This is a genomic window from Enterobacter sp. MGH 16 (genome assembly GCF_000493175.1).
GTDB lineage: Bacteria > Pseudomonadota > Gammaproteobacteria > Enterobacterales > Enterobacteriaceae > Enterobacter > Enterobacter roggenkampii.
Genome location: NZ_KI535695.1, coordinates 3,177,727 through 3,194,649 on the forward strand (window position 1 = coordinate 3,177,727; position 16,923 = coordinate 3,194,649).

General features: G+C 54.4%; 18 protein-coding genes and 1 pseudogene. 11 read left to right on the forward strand and 8 right to left on the reverse strand.

The genetic code is table 11. The features are described 5' to 3' along the window. The first annotated feature begins 113 nt into the window (after nt 1-113). From L362_RS07985 to L362_RS07975, 3 genes and pseudogenes are all read left to right on the forward strand, one after another. Nucleotides 114-446 carry a glycine zipper domain-containing protein gene (locus tag L362_RS07985; protein ID WP_008499797.1) on the forward strand — a complete coding sequence of 111 codons (333 nt, stop codon included), beginning with the start codon at nt 114-116 and terminating at the stop codon, nt 444-446. A 192-nt stretch (nt 447-638) separates the two neighbouring features. Further along, a pseudogene (locus L362_RS07980) lies at nt 639-970 on the forward strand (type II toxin-antitoxin system RelE/ParE family toxin). Nucleotides 971-982: 12 nt separating this feature from the next. Next, nucleotides 983-1,309 (forward strand): helix-turn-helix domain-containing transcriptional regulator, encoded by a 327-nt coding sequence (locus L362_RS07975; protein WP_023344917.1) that lies wholly within the window; start codon nt 983-985, stop codon nt 1,307-1,309. Nucleotides 1,310-1,353: 44 nt separating this feature from the next. Here L362_RS07975 and L362_RS07970 read toward each other — a convergent pair whose 3' ends face one another. The 3 genes from L362_RS07970 to L362_RS07960 form a co-directional block, all read right to left on the reverse strand. Further along, nucleotides 1,354-1,626 carry a hypothetical protein gene (locus L362_RS07970; protein ID WP_023344918.1) on the reverse strand — a complete coding sequence of 91 codons (273 nt, stop codon included), beginning with the start codon at nt 1,624-1,626 and terminating at the stop codon, nt 1,354-1,356. A 202-nt stretch (nt 1,627-1,828) separates the two neighbouring features. Then, entirely contained in the window at nt 1,829-2,083 is a 255-nt protein-coding gene (locus L362_RS07965; RefSeq protein ID WP_023344919.1) for a hypothetical protein, read from the reverse strand. A gap of 126 nt (nt 2,084-2,209) precedes the next feature. Next, nucleotides 2,210-3,757 (reverse strand): methyl-accepting chemotaxis protein, encoded by a 1,548-nt coding sequence (locus tag L362_RS07960; RefSeq protein WP_023344920.1) that lies wholly within the window; start codon nt 3,755-3,757, stop codon nt 2,210-2,212. A 550-nt stretch (nt 3,758-4,307) separates the two neighbouring features. On the opposite strand from L362_RS07960, the gene L362_RS07955 reads away from it, so the two are divergent. Together L362_RS07955 and L362_RS07950 are read left to right on the forward strand one after the other, a co-directional pair. Continuing rightward, nucleotides 4,308-6,854, forward strand: coding sequence for an autotransporter outer membrane beta-barrel domain-containing protein (locus L362_RS07955; protein WP_228861628.1), 2,547 nt, complete (start codon nt 4,308-4,310; stop codon nt 6,852-6,854). Nucleotides 6,855-7,035: 181 nt separating this feature from the next. Beyond that, nucleotides 7,036-8,076 (forward strand): aldo/keto reductase, encoded by a 1,041-nt coding sequence (locus L362_RS07950; protein ID WP_023344921.1) that lies wholly within the window; start codon nt 7,036-7,038, stop codon nt 8,074-8,076. A 64-nt stretch (nt 8,077-8,140) separates the two neighbouring features. Here the strand turns inward: L362_RS07950 and L362_RS07945 are convergent, their stop codons facing one another. Together L362_RS07945 and L362_RS07940 are read right to left on the reverse strand one after the other, a co-directional pair. After that, nucleotides 8,141-8,629, reverse strand: a complete 489-nt coding sequence (locus tag L362_RS07945) for a TIGR00645 family protein (protein ID WP_008499805.1) — start codon at nt 8,627-8,629, stop codon at nt 8,141-8,143. Nucleotides 8,630-8,711: 82 nt separating this feature from the next. Continuing rightward, complete coding sequence (locus L362_RS07940; RefSeq protein ID WP_008499806.1) at nt 8,712-9,215, reverse strand: ESA_00282 family adhesion-associated protein; 504 nt, start codon at nt 9,213-9,215, stop codon at nt 8,712-8,714. A gap of 102 nt (nt 9,216-9,317) precedes the next feature. Here L362_RS07940 and L362_RS07935 point away from each other — a divergent pair, with 102 nt between their 5' ends. Both L362_RS07935 and L362_RS07930 read left to right on the forward strand, forming a co-directional pair. Further along, nucleotides 9,318-9,722, forward strand: a complete 405-nt coding sequence (locus L362_RS07935) for a hypothetical protein (RefSeq protein ID WP_008499807.1) — start codon at nt 9,318-9,320, stop codon at nt 9,720-9,722. A gap of 1 nt (nt 9,723) precedes the next feature. Continuing rightward, nucleotides 9,724-10,173, forward strand: a complete 450-nt coding sequence (locus L362_RS07930; RefSeq protein ID WP_023294557.1) for a hypothetical protein — start codon at nt 9,724-9,726, stop codon at nt 10,171-10,173. A 43-nt stretch (nt 10,174-10,216) separates the two neighbouring features. On the opposite strand, the gene exbD is transcribed toward L362_RS07930, so the two are convergent. Next, entirely contained in the window at nt 10,217-10,642 is a 426-nt protein-coding gene (exbD, locus tag L362_RS07925; RefSeq protein ID WP_008499809.1) for a TonB system transport protein ExbD, read from the reverse strand. Nucleotides 10,643-10,646: 4 nt separating this feature from the next. Continuing rightward, the gene (gene exbB, locus L362_RS07920) at nt 10,647-11,378 is read right to left on the reverse strand and encodes a tol-pal system-associated acyl-CoA thioesterase (protein WP_021242115.1); all 732 of its coding nucleotides are present in this window, start codon (nt 11,376-11,378) and stop codon (nt 10,647-10,649) included. A gap of 251 nt (nt 11,379-11,629) precedes the next feature. Between exbB and metC the strand changes: the two genes are divergently transcribed. Continuing rightward, nucleotides 11,630-12,817, forward strand: coding sequence for a cystathionine beta-lyase (gene metC / locus L362_RS07915; protein ID WP_023344922.1), 1,188 nt, complete (start codon nt 11,630-11,632; stop codon nt 12,815-12,817). 143 nt (nt 12,818-12,960) lie between these two features. Further along, a complete protein-coding gene (gene yghB / locus L362_RS07910) occupies nt 12,961-13,620 on the forward strand; it encodes a DedA family general envelope maintenance protein YghB (RefSeq protein ID WP_008499812.1) in 660 nt (219 codons plus the stop codon). A 48-nt stretch (nt 13,621-13,668) separates the two neighbouring features. Here the strand turns inward: yghB and L362_RS07905 are convergent, their stop codons facing one another. Continuing rightward, entirely contained in the window at nt 13,669-14,568 is a 900-nt protein-coding gene (locus tag L362_RS07905) for an AraC family transcriptional regulator (protein ID WP_008502996.1), read from the reverse strand. A 194-nt stretch (nt 14,569-14,762) separates the two neighbouring features. Here L362_RS07905 and yqhD point away from each other — a divergent pair, with 194 nt between their 5' ends. Next, on the forward strand, nt 14,763-15,926 hold the full coding sequence (yqhD, locus tag L362_RS07900; RefSeq protein ID WP_008502995.1) for an alcohol dehydrogenase: 1,164 nt from the start codon (nt 14,763-14,765) through the stop codon (nt 15,924-15,926). A 105-nt stretch (nt 15,927-16,031) separates the two neighbouring features. Further along, entirely contained in the window at nt 16,032-16,859 is an 828-nt protein-coding gene (gene dkgA, locus L362_RS07895; protein WP_008502994.1) for a 2,5-didehydrogluconate reductase DkgA, read from the forward strand. Nucleotides 16,860-16,923: the final 64 nt, after the last annotated feature.

The following is a 16,923-nucleotide window of genomic DNA, read 5'->3' on the forward strand; positions in this document are numbered from 1 at the left end:
AGGGCATGATTGGCCTAAAGGTTGAGCCGGTATTGCTGGCACTATCTGTGCGTTTTTCTCACCTCAGAGTGAGAAGCGACGTATCAACCGACAGCAGTCACAAAGGATCTGTTATGAAACTGATTAAAACAACGCTGGTTATCAGCGCCCTCATTTTTTCCACCTCGGGAATGGCCATCGATAAAACCGCCGCTGGCGCGGTAGCAGGCGCTGCCATTGGCGCGGCCACGGGCAAAGATCTGAAATCCACCGTTGGCGGTGCCGTTGTTGGCGCAGGCACGGGTGCCATGTTCAAAAACGGCGACAAAGGTAAAGCCGCGCGTAAAGGCGGCGCCGTAGGGGCTGCCGTGGGCGCAGGTGCCGCGGCGGTTACCGGCAAGAGCGTGCTGAAAGGTGCAGCCGTTGGCGCGGGAACGGGCGCGCTGATTGGTGAAGCGACGCACTGATAAACTTCGCCGGGCGTCGCAGCGCGTGCCCGGCCTCATGGCTGTTCAGTAATAACCCCGCACCCAATCTCGCATTTTTGCGAGCCGCTTTCCGAAATAGCATTTCCCCTCTGTCGCAGCGATGTTAACAATTGCCAGTCGTAGCCTGAAGATTACAATGCATTTGCTTATTGTAAACTACAGGCTACAATAATGGCTAAGGTTAAACACTACATCACAGCTGACGGGTATGACCCTTTTGATGCATATCTAAGAAGTGTGAAAGATCCCATAGCAAAAACCATGATTGCCACGCGTGTCGCCAGAATGTCAACGGGTAACTATGGTGATTGTAAACCATGCAGAGAGAGCGTTTCAGAGCTCAGAATTAACCAGGGGCCGGGTTACCGTGTCTATTTCAGCGAAGTCTCCGATCCGGCAGATGGCGCAGTGAGTCTGGTGCTACTGACTGGAACGAAAAAAAGCAAAGTGCAGATATTGAAAGAGCCGTTGAGTACCTCAACGACTACAAGCGCAGGATATAAAAGGAAATCGCAATGGCTAAATCAGTACTCCATGATGACGCAATGGTACAACTCCTGAAAGATTCTCCGGATTTCGCGCCCGTATATCTTCATCAGGCTTTCATTGAAATTGACGAGCCCGGAGGCTATGAGGCATTCATCCTGGCTTTACGACATGTTATAGAAGCCTCCGGCGGGATGACTGTCATTGCAAAACGCGCAGGCATTTCTCGCGAATCACTCTACAAATCACTTTCACCAAACGGTAATCCCTCATTTAAGCGTATCGCCGAAGTGGCATCTGCAACGGGATACCCAATATCCCGAATTGCAACAGCAGGATTAAACACAACAGCGTGAGAGCCACTCCAAAATAGGCCCGGATATGCGACCCGGGCAATACATCAATGGTGATCGTCATACTGATGCTCAATCACCATTCCTTCCGCCACGCTCGCCACATGGCGTGCACGCGGATGATAGACCGGAGCAGGGGCGGCATACGTTGTTTGTACAGGTGCAGGCGCAACGCTTACCGCCTCAGGAACCGTGGCTGACTGCGGAACAATCACGACCTTATACCCGGTGGGGACATCGACCGTGACGCTCTGGGCCATCGCTGTATTGACCACGGCAAAACCTGCCAGGGCTGCTAATAAAATAATACGGTTTTTCATAAATTGAATTATTTCCGGCTTCAAGAAGATAATTCATTATGTCGGCGAATTCTTAAGACAATATTAATTTTCATGTTCTGGAATGTGCAGAAAATGCCAAATATATTGTCACAAGCGAATATTTTAATTTTTGAAATATATTGACTTACGCTTTTTAAAAAGGCGGCAAGAAACATGTTCGCATGCCGCCTCGCCTGTTATGTTAATACTTTATATCCCGCGCTTTTTGCCGCCCGGCCTGTTTCATCTGACGTTTATCCTGGCGGCAGTCGTGATTACTCTGGTTATTGTTCGCCACGCAGGTCTGTTTCACCTGCCGTGACGCGTCGCGGGTTTCCTGCCTGACATCACGCGCCACGCGCCGCGCCTGCGCCTGCTGGGTCGCGCTGGTGGAAACCGAGAAAAGCGTCAGAAAAATGAGAGAAAGGACAGGGATAAAAGATAACGATCTGTTCATAGCAACACCTCGTAGAAGAGAGTCCAGAACGTCAGGCGTTAGCAAAAGAATAGCAGTTTCAGAGCACGCGGAATGGGGAAGGCGTTAATAATGTAAGGCCGCTCAAGGCGGCCTTATCACGTTGCGTTATGCCGTCAGGCGGAACTTCTGCACCGAGCGCTGAAGATCTTCGGTCTGACGCTCCAGCGCCGAAGCCGCCGCGGAAACCTCCTCCACCAGCGAGGCGTTTTGCTGGGTGACGCCGTCCATCTGGGTAATGGCGATACCGACCTGCGAAATGCCCTTACTCTGCTCCTCAGAGGCAGAGGCGATTTGCTTCATAATGGTCGTCACTTCCGTCACGTCCCGCAAAATCGCATCCATGGTCGTACCCGTGTCGCTTACCAGCTTTGCACCCTGCTCGACGCGGGACACGGAGTCGGTAATCAGCCCTTCAATCTCTTTCGCCGCGTTGGCGCTGCGGCTTGCCAGGTTGCGAACTTCGCCTGCGACGACGGCGAAGCCTCGGCCCTGTTCACCCGCGCGCGCGGCTTCAACCGCCGCGTTAAGTGCCAGAATATTGGTCTGGAAGGCAATGCTGTTAATGACGTTGGTGATTTCAGCAATTTTCTTCGAGCTTTCCGAAATACCGCTCATGGTGCTTACCACCTCTTCCACCAGCGAACCGCCGCGGCTGGCGGTGGTTGAGGCCACATCGGCCAGCTGGCTTGCCTGGCGGGCGCTCTCCGCGTTCAGTTTCACCGTAGCGGTCAGCTGTTCCATGCTGGCTGCCGTCTCTTCCAGTGCCGCCGCCTGCTCCTCGGTACGGGAGGAGAGATCGTTGTTACCGCTGGAAATCTCCGTCGCCCCGCGCCAGATATTTTCACTGCCGGAGCGGATCGTGCTGACCGCCTCGCGCAGGCTGTCCTGCATGGCGCTCAGCAGCGGCACCAGCTGTCCCACGCAGTTGCGGCCGAACGGCTCAATGGGCTGGCTGAGATCGCCCTGAGCAATCTGGCGGAACTGCTGGCGAATGCGGTCCAGCGGTTTGACCAGCATCGCGACCAGGTAACGGTCGGTGAAGAGCAGGATCAGCAGACCGACGATCGTGGCGACGATAATCACCGTACGGGTCATGCTGGTCAGGCCGTCCACCACCACGCGGGTGCTGTCGAGCGACTTCGCGGCAGCATTGTTGAACTCTTCAGCCGCCGCGCCGAACGCGCGGCTCAGCGTTGGCGTGACGTTATTAGCCTGCTGACGATAGCCGTCCAGCGCGCCCAGTTTCGCCTGCTGCATTTGCGGCGTCACGCCCTGTTCGAGCAGCGCCTGCCAGGCACCGATCACCCGGGAAGAGACCTGGGGGTCCATTGGGCCTGGGGAGATCGCTTTCATCTCTGCCAGCTTCTTGCCCATGTTATCCAGCGCCTGCTGGGCAGAGGCCAGATCCGGCGTGCCGCCTGCGGCTTTGACTTCCATTGCGCGGCTCAGACGGGTCACAAAGCGGAAATACTGATCGTTGCCCTGGCTGAGCACCGTCATCTGCTTGACCAGCTGGCGGTCCACCTCGTTGCCATCTGAAACGCGAGACAGAGACCAGGAGCTGTACAGCCCAACACCCGCCCACATTAAACAAAAGATCCCGAGAATCGCCAGCATGACGAAACGGATCGTGAAATTACGGAGCATATTCATAAGTCTTCCTTGCCGTGAGGGTGAATTCGCCCAGAGGCGAGTCTTACCCTCGTTATCGGCAGAAACTGACGAAGTTATACTATTTCGCGCGTAATTTTATAAAAATCTTCGCTACCCTGCCGTTCGCCGGAAAAGGATAATCACTGCGGGGAAAATCTTACTGCTCAATACATGTTTTCATATTTCAGCAGCCGTCGAAATGTAAAACAGACAAACAGTTAATTAACCTCACAACCCGAAAGGATGAATACCCTGATGAATGAGCCGGTCAAAGAACCGCACGACCGGTCAAGAAACCCTTTAATTTGTATGCAAATCATTCCAAAGCATTTAGCTCATGAATTAAATTAAATTTATTAATCATATTTAATTATTTAAACGCTAATTATTGTGCAGGATATTTTTTTAGATTTCATTACATCCTTACCTGCTGAGGAAGTTCTTATTTTAAATAAATTCATTTAAAAAGAGCCGGACAATTTTCGACTCATCCAGAGAACTTCAAATGCGCAAATTAATGAATCGTACATTGCTTTCGCAATGTGTATTAGTGGCTTTAACGTCATTTGGCGCCCAGGCTAACGTAACACCCGCTACGCCCTGCCAGCCGGGCGTGACATCGCAGACCTGCGGCTTAACGAAATATGTAGATAATAGTTTTTATGAAGATCCCGGCGTGACTAATGCCATTATGGCCGACACCACCGCAAATAATATCTTTATGGATGGAAGCCGTGAATCAGGGGATACCCAGTCATTAACCGTTTCTGGTACCGACATGTCCGGCCATTATATTCAGGGCAGCAACGGGGGGACGGCTAATATTACGGTGAATAACGGCGCCACCGTCGATATGATCGAAGTGGGCAATACCGGTGCAACCACCAATACGACGGTGACCATCGATGACGCCACGCTGAATGGCGAAAATGACGCCGGAAGCTACGAGGGCAAGAAAGCCTATATGATGGGTTCCGCCATTTATCTCGACCCCATGGATAAAGGTTACCACACCGTCAACGTTGAGGACGGCAGCATGCTGCACGGCAGTATTCTCAGTGCGGGAGCCGGTGCACAAAATATTGCCATCAGCAACAGCACGATGGATAAAGGCGGTATTTACGCGGGTAGCGATAAATCTGATACCAATATTACGCTGACAAACGCTTCCGTGGATGCCTCGCAGAGCGAAATCGCGCAGAACATCGACACGCTGGCGGTAAAACTGAGCGAATACAAGCCATTCAGCGACATCAACCTGGATGCCTTTGGCGATGTCGCCATCGCGATGTACGGAACGAAGGCTGATTCGCTGGCGCTGGATAACAGTACGGTCACCGGCGACATTGGGGCCTTTAACGAAAACGGCACCACGCTGATTTCATTGACCAATAACAGCGTGGTAAATGGCAATGTGACCGTCGATGGTAACGCCGCAAATTCCGTTCTGGTGGATAACAGCACCGTGAATGGCGAGATAAATACCAGCCAGAGTACGGGCAATAGCACAATTACGCTGCAGAACAACGCGACCGTCAACGGTGATATTACAACGGGTGCAGGTGATGATACGGTCGTGCTGACCAATGATTCACATGTCAATGGCAATGTTAACGGTGGTGACGGCAGCGATACCCTGTCAATGGATGCGGGCAGTTCTATATCCGGACAAATAAGCCAGTTTGAAACGGTAAATACCACCAGCGATAACAGCATTGCCATTGATAAAATTAACGATGCAACCAGCTGGAGTTTGCAAAACGGTTCAACCCTGATTGCCAACACCACCGGCAGCAATGCGCTGGTTACCATGAGCACCGACAGCTACGTGAATTTCGGTAATATTACCGGCGCAAATAACGCCGTGGTGGTGAACAGCATTACGCCGTCAGCGCAAAATCAGCAGGGAATAGTCCTGGGGACCTTCACCACGTCGGGCAGCAGTGCGCCGCAGAATTATGCAGCAGCCACGTTTACCAACGGCGACCAGACCGTGGAGAACCGTAGCGGCGCGTATAACTACAACAACAGTCTGAATATTGTTGCGGCCGACAGCGCGCCTCAGGCTCAGCTGACTGCAGATAATAGCCAGAGCTGGAATATTGAATTTAACAGCCAGAAGGGCAACCTTGCGAGCGACGTTCAGGGGCTGGTAGCCGGCCTGGATGCAGCGGAACAGGCCGGGCATCAGGTAGCGGATGACATCAGCAACCACATGAACCAGGTGCATCTGGCAAACCTGCTGGGAGAACAGCAGGACGGTGCGCAGGTCTGGGGCGATTTCCTTTATCAGAACGGTAATTTTAGCAACGACGTCGACTACAAAAGCATCACTCAGGGTGCGCAGGGCGGCGTAGACTGGACGGCGCATCTGGACAACGGCGACAGCGTCACCGGCGGTATCGCGCTGGCGTGGACGCGCAGCCGCGTGCAGGACACCAGCGACGGCGCGGATAGCTTCAAAGACAGCGTTTACGGTAACTACTACAGCCTGTATGGCGGCTGGCAGCAGGCGCTGAACGGCCGAACCTGGGGTCTGTTTGCTGACGGCAGCTTCAGCTACGGCGATATGCGTTACTCGCTGTCTGCCAACAACGTGACGGGCGATACCAGCGGTATGACGGAAGCGCTGCACGGCTCCACCGATGGCAGTCTGTATCTGGCGCAGGCCCGCACCGGGGTGAACGTGTTGCTGCCAGGCGAAACGCTGCTGCAACCCTACGCCACTCTTGGCTGGGATCAGACCAAAGCGAACGGCTTCTCTGACAGCGAAGTCACCTTTGCCGACAGCCAGGTCTCTTCCTGGAACGGCGGTGCGGGCGTGAGGCTCACCACCACCCTTCGCGATTTGAACAAGAACGTGAAGGTGATGCCGTGGATCGACGCGCGCTTCCAGAAAGAGTTCAGCGATGACACCGACATTCAGGCGGCGGATTATCACAACACCTCCGGTCACAACAACACCATGGGCATCTTTGGGGCAGGTATCAACGCCACCATCGCCCATAACTTCACCCTGACTACCGGCGTCTATGTCGGTACTGGCGATGTGGATAACGATGCCAGCGTACAGGCGGGGATGAGCTATAGCTTCTGATTGTCGTCTGATTGCCCGGTGACCTGCGTGTACCGGGCAGTGCGGGACTCAACGTCTGACGCATCCCGGGGAAAATTGCTGGCAGGGAGTTCTGCCATCGCTTCTCCCCGGGATTTGTGTTTTGATAAGGACAGAATGAAAACGCCGTTTCAAAAATTCATCGATAAGAAAAGGAGACATCATGTCCTGGTACCCTGCCCCTGACCGCTACGAGAACATGCAGTACCGCCACTGTGGCAAAAGCGGCCTTCGCCTGCCCGCGCTGTCGCTTGGCCTGTGGCATAGCTTCGGCCATATTCAGCCTCTTGATGCCCAGCGGGCGCTGCTGCGTAAAGCCTTTGACCTCGGCATTACCCATTTCGACCTTGCCAACAACTACGGCCCGCCAGCAGGCAGCGCGGAAGAGAATTTTGGCCGTCTGCTGCGGGAGGACTTTGCCGCGTATCGCGACGAGCTGGTTATCTCCACCAAGGCGGGTTACGACATGTGGGCCGGGCCATACGGCTCAGGCGGATCGCGCAAATATCTGCTCGCCAGCCTCGATCAGAGCCTGAAACGCCTGGGCGTCGACTACGTGGATATTTTCTATTCCCACCGCGTGGATGAAACCACGCCGATGGAAGAGACGGCCTCTGCGCTTGCCCACGCCGTGCAGAGCGGCAAAGCGCTGTATGTAGGCATTTCCTCCTATTCAACCGAGCGCACGCAAAAAATGGCCGAGCTGCTGCGCGAGTGGAAGATCCCCCTGCTGATCCACCAGCCGTCCTATAACCTGCTCAACCGCTGGGTCGATAAGACCGGTTTGCTGGATGCGCTGGCGGCAAACGGTACCGGGTGCATCGCCTTTACCCCGCTGGCGCAGGGGCTGCTGACCGGAAAATACCTGAACGGTATTCCTGAAGATTCACGCATGCAGCGTGAAGGCAAGAAAGTCCGCGGTCTGAACGAAAAAATGCTGACCGAAGCCAACCTGAACAGCCTGCGTTTGCTGAGTGAAATGGCGCAGGCGCGGGGTCAGACTATGGCGCAGATGGCGTTGAGCTGGCTGCTGAAAGACGCGCGCGTGACGTCAGTGCTGATTGGCGCAAGCCGCCCGGAACAGATTGAGGAGAACGTTCGGGCGCTGGATAACCTGCGCTTTACTGAGGACGAACTCAAGCGGATTGACCAGCATGTTGCGGATGGGGAGTTGAACCTGTGGCAGGCGTCGTCTGATAAATAATACCGCACCGAGCAGTCCCCTCTCCCCTTTGGGGAGAGGGTTAGGGTGAGGGGTAAGGCGTACTTTACTTCTTACTGATCTTATCCAGATACCCCATCACAAACGCAGACAGCACAAACGTCAGATGGATAATGACGTACCACATCAGTTTGTTATCCGGCACGTTCTTCGCGTCCATAAACACGCGTAGCAGGTGGATAGAAGAGATCGCCACAATCGACGCGGCCACTTTATTCTTCAGCGACGAGGCATCCATTTTGCCCAACCAGCTGAGCTTCTCTTTGCGCTCGTCGATATCCAGCTGAGAGACGAAATTCTCGTAGCCGGAGAACATCACCATTACCAGCAGCCCGCCCACCAGGGTCATATCCACCAGCGACAGCAGAACCAGAATCAAATCCGCCTCGGCAATGGAAAAGATATTCGGCAGAACGTGCAGGATTTCCTGAAAGAACTTAATCGTCAGCGCGATAAGCGCCAGCGAAAGGCCAAAATAGACGGGGGCCAGTATCCAGCGAGAGGCGTACATGGCGTTTTCAAAAAAGCGTTCCATAAAGTCCTGTTTGCAAAAGAAACCAGCGCCCAGTATATCCCAATGGCGCTGACTGTTTGCAATAGCTCACCAGTATGGTCACTCAGACGTTGTCGGGGTTAACCTCGGGACGGGCGTATTCCGGCCAGACCAGCACCACCAGCTCCGGGTAGGCTTCAAGGCTGAACTCACGAAAACACTGACGCAAATTTAATACGTCCAGATCGGAATAAGAGACCTTCTCGCCGTTAAGGCAGCGTTTTTTGATATTGTCATAATATTTATACACGGCTGAATTGAGATCGCTACAGCGACGCTGTGCTTCAAACAGTCCGGGCGTGTCATTAATTTCCGACATTTTCATGCGTTTAATTGTCGCGTGTAAAAAGTCGATATATTCATGGTTCACCCGCCAGTACCAGACAGGCGTAACGGAGTTCATCAATACAGAGAAATGGTCTTCCCCTTCCTCTTTTGTCATGAGTTCCGGTTGCGGCGGTTCACTGGTGTCTTTCGACACTTTCGTTTTATTGAACTCCTGCATCAATAAAAGCACACCAGCGGTCAGTAATAGTAATGTGATGACCGTAAAAAAGATGCTGTTCATGGGTAGGCTCCATTTTTTTGATTTTAAATTTGCCTCATGATATTGTCAACGAATCTCACGCCTTTACCAACCCCACCCTGTTGAAATTAAAGGAAATTAAAAATGCTGCCCGACTATCTCGTCCCGGCTAAGTACCACATTACGCCTGTGGAACAGCAACCGACGGAAGCAGAAAAAGAGGTCAGTTTCACTCAGGGGAAAAGAAAGCTCTCTGATTTCGAGCCTGATATATTAATTGGTGTTTCCCGTACCGGCAAATCCCGTAATATGTTGCTGGAAGAGCACGATCGTCATATAAAAGACCGCTTATTTCGCGCCATAAAAATTGAAGCCTTTGTCCACCTGCTGAATGATCTGCAGGCCGAAGGTGAAATAGATGCCCAGAAACTAAGTCAAATATTGGCCGAAAAAACCAAAGAAATTAACGAAGCGGGCAATGAAATTTGGCTTAACTTAATTACGCGCGAAAAAAACAACCCAATTTTTTATAGCCTGGGGGAGGATTAACGTGAAGGAAGTTAAAAATAACGACGTTTATTTGACTTTGGATGATAAAAAAAGTGATGAATTTATCTTAAAGCAAAATCTCGACGCGCTGCGAAACACAAAAAATGACGAGATGACGCGCATTACACAAGACCTGGTATCGATCCCGGCGACGCTGGTGCGGCTGAAATGGCAGAATCGCCGTGAGATTTATCCGCTGCAGGTCAAAGAAGAAATTTACGGTGCCGTGATGAACGCCATCATGGAACAGCGGCCAGAGCTAAAAGAGAAGCTTCTGGGACGCCTTGAGGCCAACTACCAGTATCTGCTTGCCAGAGAGATCGCCACCCTGCGTCTGACGCGCAAACTGTCAGACGGCGAGTACCGTACCTCAAACGTCACCTGCGTTGCGCTTGATGAGGACGCGCTGGCAACCCCCTCTACCGCACCGACGGAAAATAAGAACGCATAAACCCAACAGGCATAAAAAAAGCCGGCTTTCGCCAGCTTCTTTATCACTTCGCGGCCGCTTTCTCTTCGCCGACCAGCCCAATCTTCAGATAACCCGCCTGATGCAGCGTGTCCATTACCTTCATCATGGTTTCATAATCCACGGTTTTATCCGCACGGAAGAAGACCGTGGTGTCTTTTTTACCGCCGGTAAGCTGATCCAGCGCCGGGATAACAGAGTCGGCCGTTACCGGGTCGTTACCGAGGAACATCGATTTATCGGCCTTCACGGACAGATAGACAGGCTTTTCCGGGCGCGGCTGCGGCTGGCTGGACGAGGCTGGCAGATTCACCTTCACGTCCACCGTCGCCAGCGGCGCGGCCACCATGAAGATGATCAGCAGAACCAGCATGACGTCGATAAACGGCGTCACGTTGATCTCATGCATTTCGCCATTATCGTCCAGATTTTCGTTTAGACGCATCGCCATAATATCAACCTACGCGCAGTTTGGACGCCGCGTGCACCGGCTTAACGGCGCTGGCATTCAGGTCGAGATCGCGGCTCTGCAGCAGCAGAACCTGCGCGGCAACGTCACCGAGGGTGGCTTTGTAGCTGCCAATCATCCGCGCGAAGATGTTGTAGATAACCACCGCCGGAATCGCCGCGACCAGACCAATCGCCGTCGCCAGCAGCGCTTCGGCGATACCCGGCGCAACGACCGCCAGGTTGGTGGTTTGGGTCTGCGCGATACCGATAAAGCTGTTCATGATGCCCCAGACCGTACCGAAAAGACCGATGAACGGCGAAATCGCGCCGATGGTGGCCAGATAACCATTGCCGCGCCCCATGTGTCGGCCAACGGCCGCCACGCGACGTTCCAGACGGAAACCGGTACGCTCCTTGATGCCTTCGTTATCTTCACTGCCCGCGGAGAGTTCCAGCTCGTTCTGAGCTTCATTCACGAGCAGGGTAGTCAGGCTTTTCGCGTGGAAGGATGAGGTCATATCTGAGGCCTGATCCAGAGAGCGGGCTTCTGCCAGCTGTTGCTGTTCCCGCTTGAGGCGACGCTTCTGCGAAAGCAGCTCGGCGCTCTTGCTGAAGAAGATAGCCCAGGTGACAACGGACGCCAGAATCAGGCCGATCATCACAATCTTAACCACGATGTCAGCATGCTGATACATGCCCCAAACGGAGAGATCCGCCTGCATCAAATTATTACCCACTCTGTATCTCCAGGACGCAAATCACAAAATCTGAACGTAATAATATCAAAACATCGTCGAATTGATAGTAGTTCTCATTAGTATTTGCATAGTGCCGCAATTTTCGTTCACTTTCCTTGCGCTTACGCAGTAAAAATTTCTTATGCGCTTTTTTGCTAATATTTTCTGCTTATTCGATAAGCCTGCGGGTGCAGTTTTTTCCAATCGTGGTAGTCTGGACGTCCAGACGTATAAAAACAGGGTTAGCGAACATGACAACGAAGCATCTTGATACCACGCTGGTACAGGCAGGACGCAGCAAAAAATATACTCAGGGATCGGTCAACAGCGTGATTCAACGCGCCTCCTCGCTGGTGTTTGATACCGTTGAGGAGAAAAAAAACGCCACGCGCAACCGCGCAAAAGGCGGACTGTTTTATGGTCGTCGCGGCACGCTAACCCATTTTTCTTTACAGGAAGCGATGTGCGAGCTGGAAGGCGGCGCAGGCTGCGCGCTGTTCCCGTGCGGCGCGGCGGCGGTCGCCAACACCATTCTGGCGTTTGTGGAACAGGGCGACCATATCCTGATGACCAACACCGCCTATGAACCCAGCCAGGACTTCTGTACCAAAATCCTCAGCAAGCTTGGCGTGACGACCGGCTGGTTCGACCCGCTGATTGGTGAAGGTATTGCCGAACTTATTCAGCCAAACACGCGCATTGTATTCCTGGAATCGCCGGGGTCGCTCACCATGGAAGTTCACGACGTGCCGGCTATCGTCAAGGCCGTGCGCAGCAAAGCGCCAGAGGCGATCATTATGATCGACAACACCTGGGCGGCAGGCGTGCTGTTCAAAGCGCTGGAATTCGACATTGATATTTCCATCCAGGCGGCGACGAAATACCTGATTGGCCACTCTGACGGCATGATTGGTACTGCGGTTTCCAACGCGCGCTGCTGGGATCAGCTGCGTGAAAACGCCTATCTGATGGGCCAGATGGTGGATGCCGACACGGCGTACATGACCAGCCGCGGAATCCGCACGCTGGGCGTTCGCCTGCGTCAGCACCACGAAAGCAGCCTGAAGGTGGCCGAATGGCTGGCGCAGCATCCGCAGGTTGAGCGCGTAAACCATCCGGCGCTGCCGGGCAGTAAGGGGCATGAATTCTGGCAACGTGACTTTACGGGCAGCAGCGGTTTGTTCTCGTTTGTGCTGAAAAAACGGCTGAATAATGACGAGCTGGCAAGCTATCTGGATAATTTTAGCCTCTTCAGCATGGCCTACTCCTGGGGCGGTTTTGAATCCCTGATCCTGGCTAACCAGCCGGAGCAGATCGCGGCCCTGCGCCCCGGCGGTGAAGTGGACTTCAGCGGTACCCTGATTCGACTGCATATCGGTTTAGAAAATGTTGACGATCTGATTGCGGATTTAGCAGCAGGGTTCGAGCGTATCGTGTAGAGTGCTGGCTGAAAATGTACTCTCTGGACGCTTTTGTGGACACCGCAAGCAGAAAAGTCTGCATGAGTTGCGCCCGGGATCAAACCCGACGGGCGAATTAGGGAGTACAATAGCGCTATATCTGCTGTTCCACAGGAAAGTCCATGGCTGTTATTCAAGATATTATCGCGGCGCTCTGGCAACATGATTTTGCCGCCCTGGCGGATCCTCACGTCATAGGCGTCGTCTATTTCGTGATGTTCGCAACGCTGTTTCTGGAAAATGGATTACTGCCAGCTTCGTTTTTACCCGGTGACAGTCTGCTTTTGCTTGCCGGGGCGTTGATCGGCAAAGGCGTCATGGACTTTACGCCCACGATGGTTATCCTCACTTCCGCAGCCAGCCTGGGCTGCTGGCTGAGCTATCTGCAGGGCCGCTGGCTCGGCAACACGCGCGTGGTCAAAAGCTGGCTGGCGCAGTTACCCCATAAATACCATCAGCGTGCAACCTGCATGTTTGACCGACACGGCCTGCTTGCGCTGCTGGCCGGACGTTTTCTGGCGTTCGTTCGCACCCTTCTGCCGACGATGGCGGGCATTTCCGGTTTGTCGAACCGCCGCTTCCAGTTCTTCAACTGGCTGAGCGCCCTGCTTTGGGTTGGCGTGGTGACGACATTCGGCTATGCGCTGAATATGATCCCCTTCGTGAAACACCACGAAGATCAGGTGATGACCTTCCTGATGGTGCTGCCGATGTTCCTGCTGGTGGCGGGTCTGGTGGGAACCATCGCGGTAGTGATTAAGAAGAAGTACTGCAGCGCATAATTCAACAAAGCCGGGTGGCGCTATCGCTTACCCGGCCTACGTTTTTCGTCAGGCTCCCTGCATCGTTCTTATACGTGACGCATCCTCTCCCGGCGTGACGCCGAAATAGCGCTTAAACTCCCGACTGAACTGCGACGCACTTTCATAGCCCACCCGCATCGCCGCCGCGCTGGCCTTCATGCCGTCGTGGATCATCAGCATCCGCGCCTTATGCAGCCGGTAGGTTTTGAGGTACTGCAGCGGCGAAGTGCTGGTCACCGATTTAAAGTTATGGTGAAACGCCGAGACGCTCATATTGGCTTCCGCCGCCAGCTGGTCGACGCTGAGGTTTTCGGTGTACTGGCTTTCGATACGCTTGAGCACGCGGCTTATCAGGCTGAAGTGGGTCTGTCGGCTCACCAGGGCAAGTAACGCGCCGCCGCCCGGGCCCAGCAGCACGTGGTACAGAATTTCTCGGATAATCTGCTTGCCCAGTATGCGCGCGTCCAGCGGCCTCTCCATGACGTCCAGCAGACGCTCAATGGCGCAGAGGATCTCTTCCGACAGCGTTGCCGAGTTGATCCCGCTTGAGGCCATCGAAGGCTGGAAGAGTTCGTCTTCGCCAATCTCCATCAGCAGCTCCTGCAGCTGGAGGATATCAACATTGACGCGGATCCCCGCCAGCGGAACCGCCTCTGTCGCGAAGGTTTCACATTCGAAGGGTAAAGGTACTGTCAGCAGCAGATATTCATTGGTGTCGTAGCGGAACACGCGCTCGTTGATATAGCCAATTTTATGGCCTGAGAAGAGAAAAACGATGCCCGGCTGGTACATGACCGGCGTGCGCGTTCCGGGCTGCGTGCCGTAGAGCAGGCGAATGTCCGGCAGCAGATCGCTGGCACGATTTTCATTATCTATCAATCTCTTAATCTGCGCAGTGAGCTGCTGGCAGATAGCCTCACGGTTCATCTTGCGTTACTCCGGGTGCGGTTTTCGACGTTGACAGTGTGCGTTGTTTTCCGCGCTTTCTCCAGCGCTCTGTAGAAATGGGCAAGACATCGGCAGGAATGTGCATTGAGGGCGTAGCCCCGGACAGCCACAATGTGCAGCATCAGGTCGCCCTCTGCGCACCACGGTTTTTCACCCACTAAAGGGAACGAGCAATGAACAACTTTAATCTTCACACCCCAACCCGCATTCTGTTTGGTAAAGACGCTATCGCTGACCTGCGCGCACAGATCCCTGCTGACGCCCGCGTGCTGATCACCTACGGTGGCGGCAGCGTGAAAAAAACCGGCGTGCTGGATCAGGTTTACAGCGCGCTGGACGGTCTGGACGTGCGTGAGTTCGGCGGCATTGAGCCAAACCCGTCCTACGAAACGCTGATGAACGCGGTGAAAATCGCCCGCGAAGAAAACATCACCTTCCTGCTGGCGGTCGGCGGCGGCTCCGTGCTGGACGGCACCAAATTCATCGCGGCGGCAGCGCACTATGCTGACGGCATCGATCCGTGGCACATTCTGGAAACCCGCGGCAGCGACATCAAAAGCGCCATCCCGATGGGCTCCGTGCTGACCCTGCCGGCCACCGGTTCTGAATCCAACAAGGGCGCGGTGATCTCCCGTAAAACCACCGGCGACAAGCAGGCCTTCATGAACGAACACGTTCAGCCTGTCTTCGCCATCCTGGACCCGGTCTACACCTACACCCTGCCTGCGCGTCAGGTCGCGAACGGCGTGGTCGATGCCTTTGTTCATACCGTCGAGCAGTACGTCACGTATCCGGTGAACGCCAAAATTCAGGATCGCTTCGCGGAAGGCATTCTGCTGACGCTGATTGAAGAAGGTCCGAAAGCGCTGAAAGAGCCGGAAAACTATGACGTTCGCGCCAACGTGATGTGGGCCGCCACCCAGGCGCTGAATGGCCTGATCGGTGCTGGCGTGCCGCAGGACTGGGCGACGCACATGCTGGGCCACGAGCTGACGGCGATGCACGGTCTGGATCATGCGCAGACGCTGGCCGTTGTGCTGCCTGCGCTGTGGAATGAAAAACGTGATACCAAACGCGCCAAACTGCTGCAGTACGCTGAGCGCGTGTGGAACATCACCGAGGGTTCTGACGATGCGCGTATTGATGCCGCCATCGAAGCGACCCGCAGCTTCTTTGAAGGTCTGGGCGTGCCAACGCGTCTGTCTGGCTACGGTCTGGACGGCAGCTCTATCCCTGCCCTGCTGGCGAAACTCGAAGAGCATGGCATGACCCATCTGGGCGAGCACGGCGACATTACCCTGGACGTCAGCCGCCGTATTTACGAGGCGGCACGCTAAGCGTTTTTGTCCCCCCGACTTTCGTTTTTTGACATTTCGTCCAGACTTAATGCACACCCCATCGCCGGAGTCTCCCTCCGGCGATGCGCACCTGAAGGAGGAAAAATGGCAAACCAAACCGTAATCAAGCTGCAGGACGGCAACGTGATGCCCCAGCTGGGGCTAGGTGTATGGAAAGCCGGTAACGACGAGGTCGTCTCCGCCATTCATAAAGCCCTGGAAGTCGGCTACCGGTCGATTGACACCGCCGCCGCGTACAAAAACGAGGACGGCGTGGGGACCGCACTGGCCAGCGCCGGTGTCCCCCGCGATGAGTTATTCATCACCACGAAACTGTGGAATGACGATCAAAAGCGTCCCCGCGAAGCCCTGCAGGAGAGTCTAGAGAAGCTCCAGCTCGATTTCGTCGACCTGTATCTCATGCACTGGCCGGTTCCGGCCATCGACCATTACGTTGATGCCTGGAAAGGGATGATTGAACTGCAAAAAGCGGGGCTGGTGAAAAGTATCGGCGTCTGTAACTTCCAGGTTCATCACCTGCAGCGGCTGATTGACGAGACGGGCGTCGCGCCTGTGATTAACCAGATCGAGCTGCACCCGCTGTTGCAGCAGCGCCAGCTTCACGCCTGGAACGCCACGCATAAGATTCAGACCGAATCCTGGAGCCCGCTGGCTCAGGGCGGTGAAGGGGTATTCGATCAGAAAATTATCCGCGACCTGGCGGATAAATACGGCAAAACCCCGGCGCAGATCGTCATTCGCTGGCATCTGGACAACGGCCTGGTGGTGATCCCGAAATCGGTCACGCCATCGCGCATCGCCGAGAACTTCGACGTCTGGGATTTCCGTCTGGACAAAGATGAGCTGGGGGAAATTGCGAAGCTGGATAAGGGCAAGCGTTTAGGGCCGGACCCGGATCAGTTTGGCGGATAATCGCGTAAAAAAGCCGGGTGGCGGCTGCGCCTTACCCGGCCTACGCGCTGGCCTGTAGGCCCGG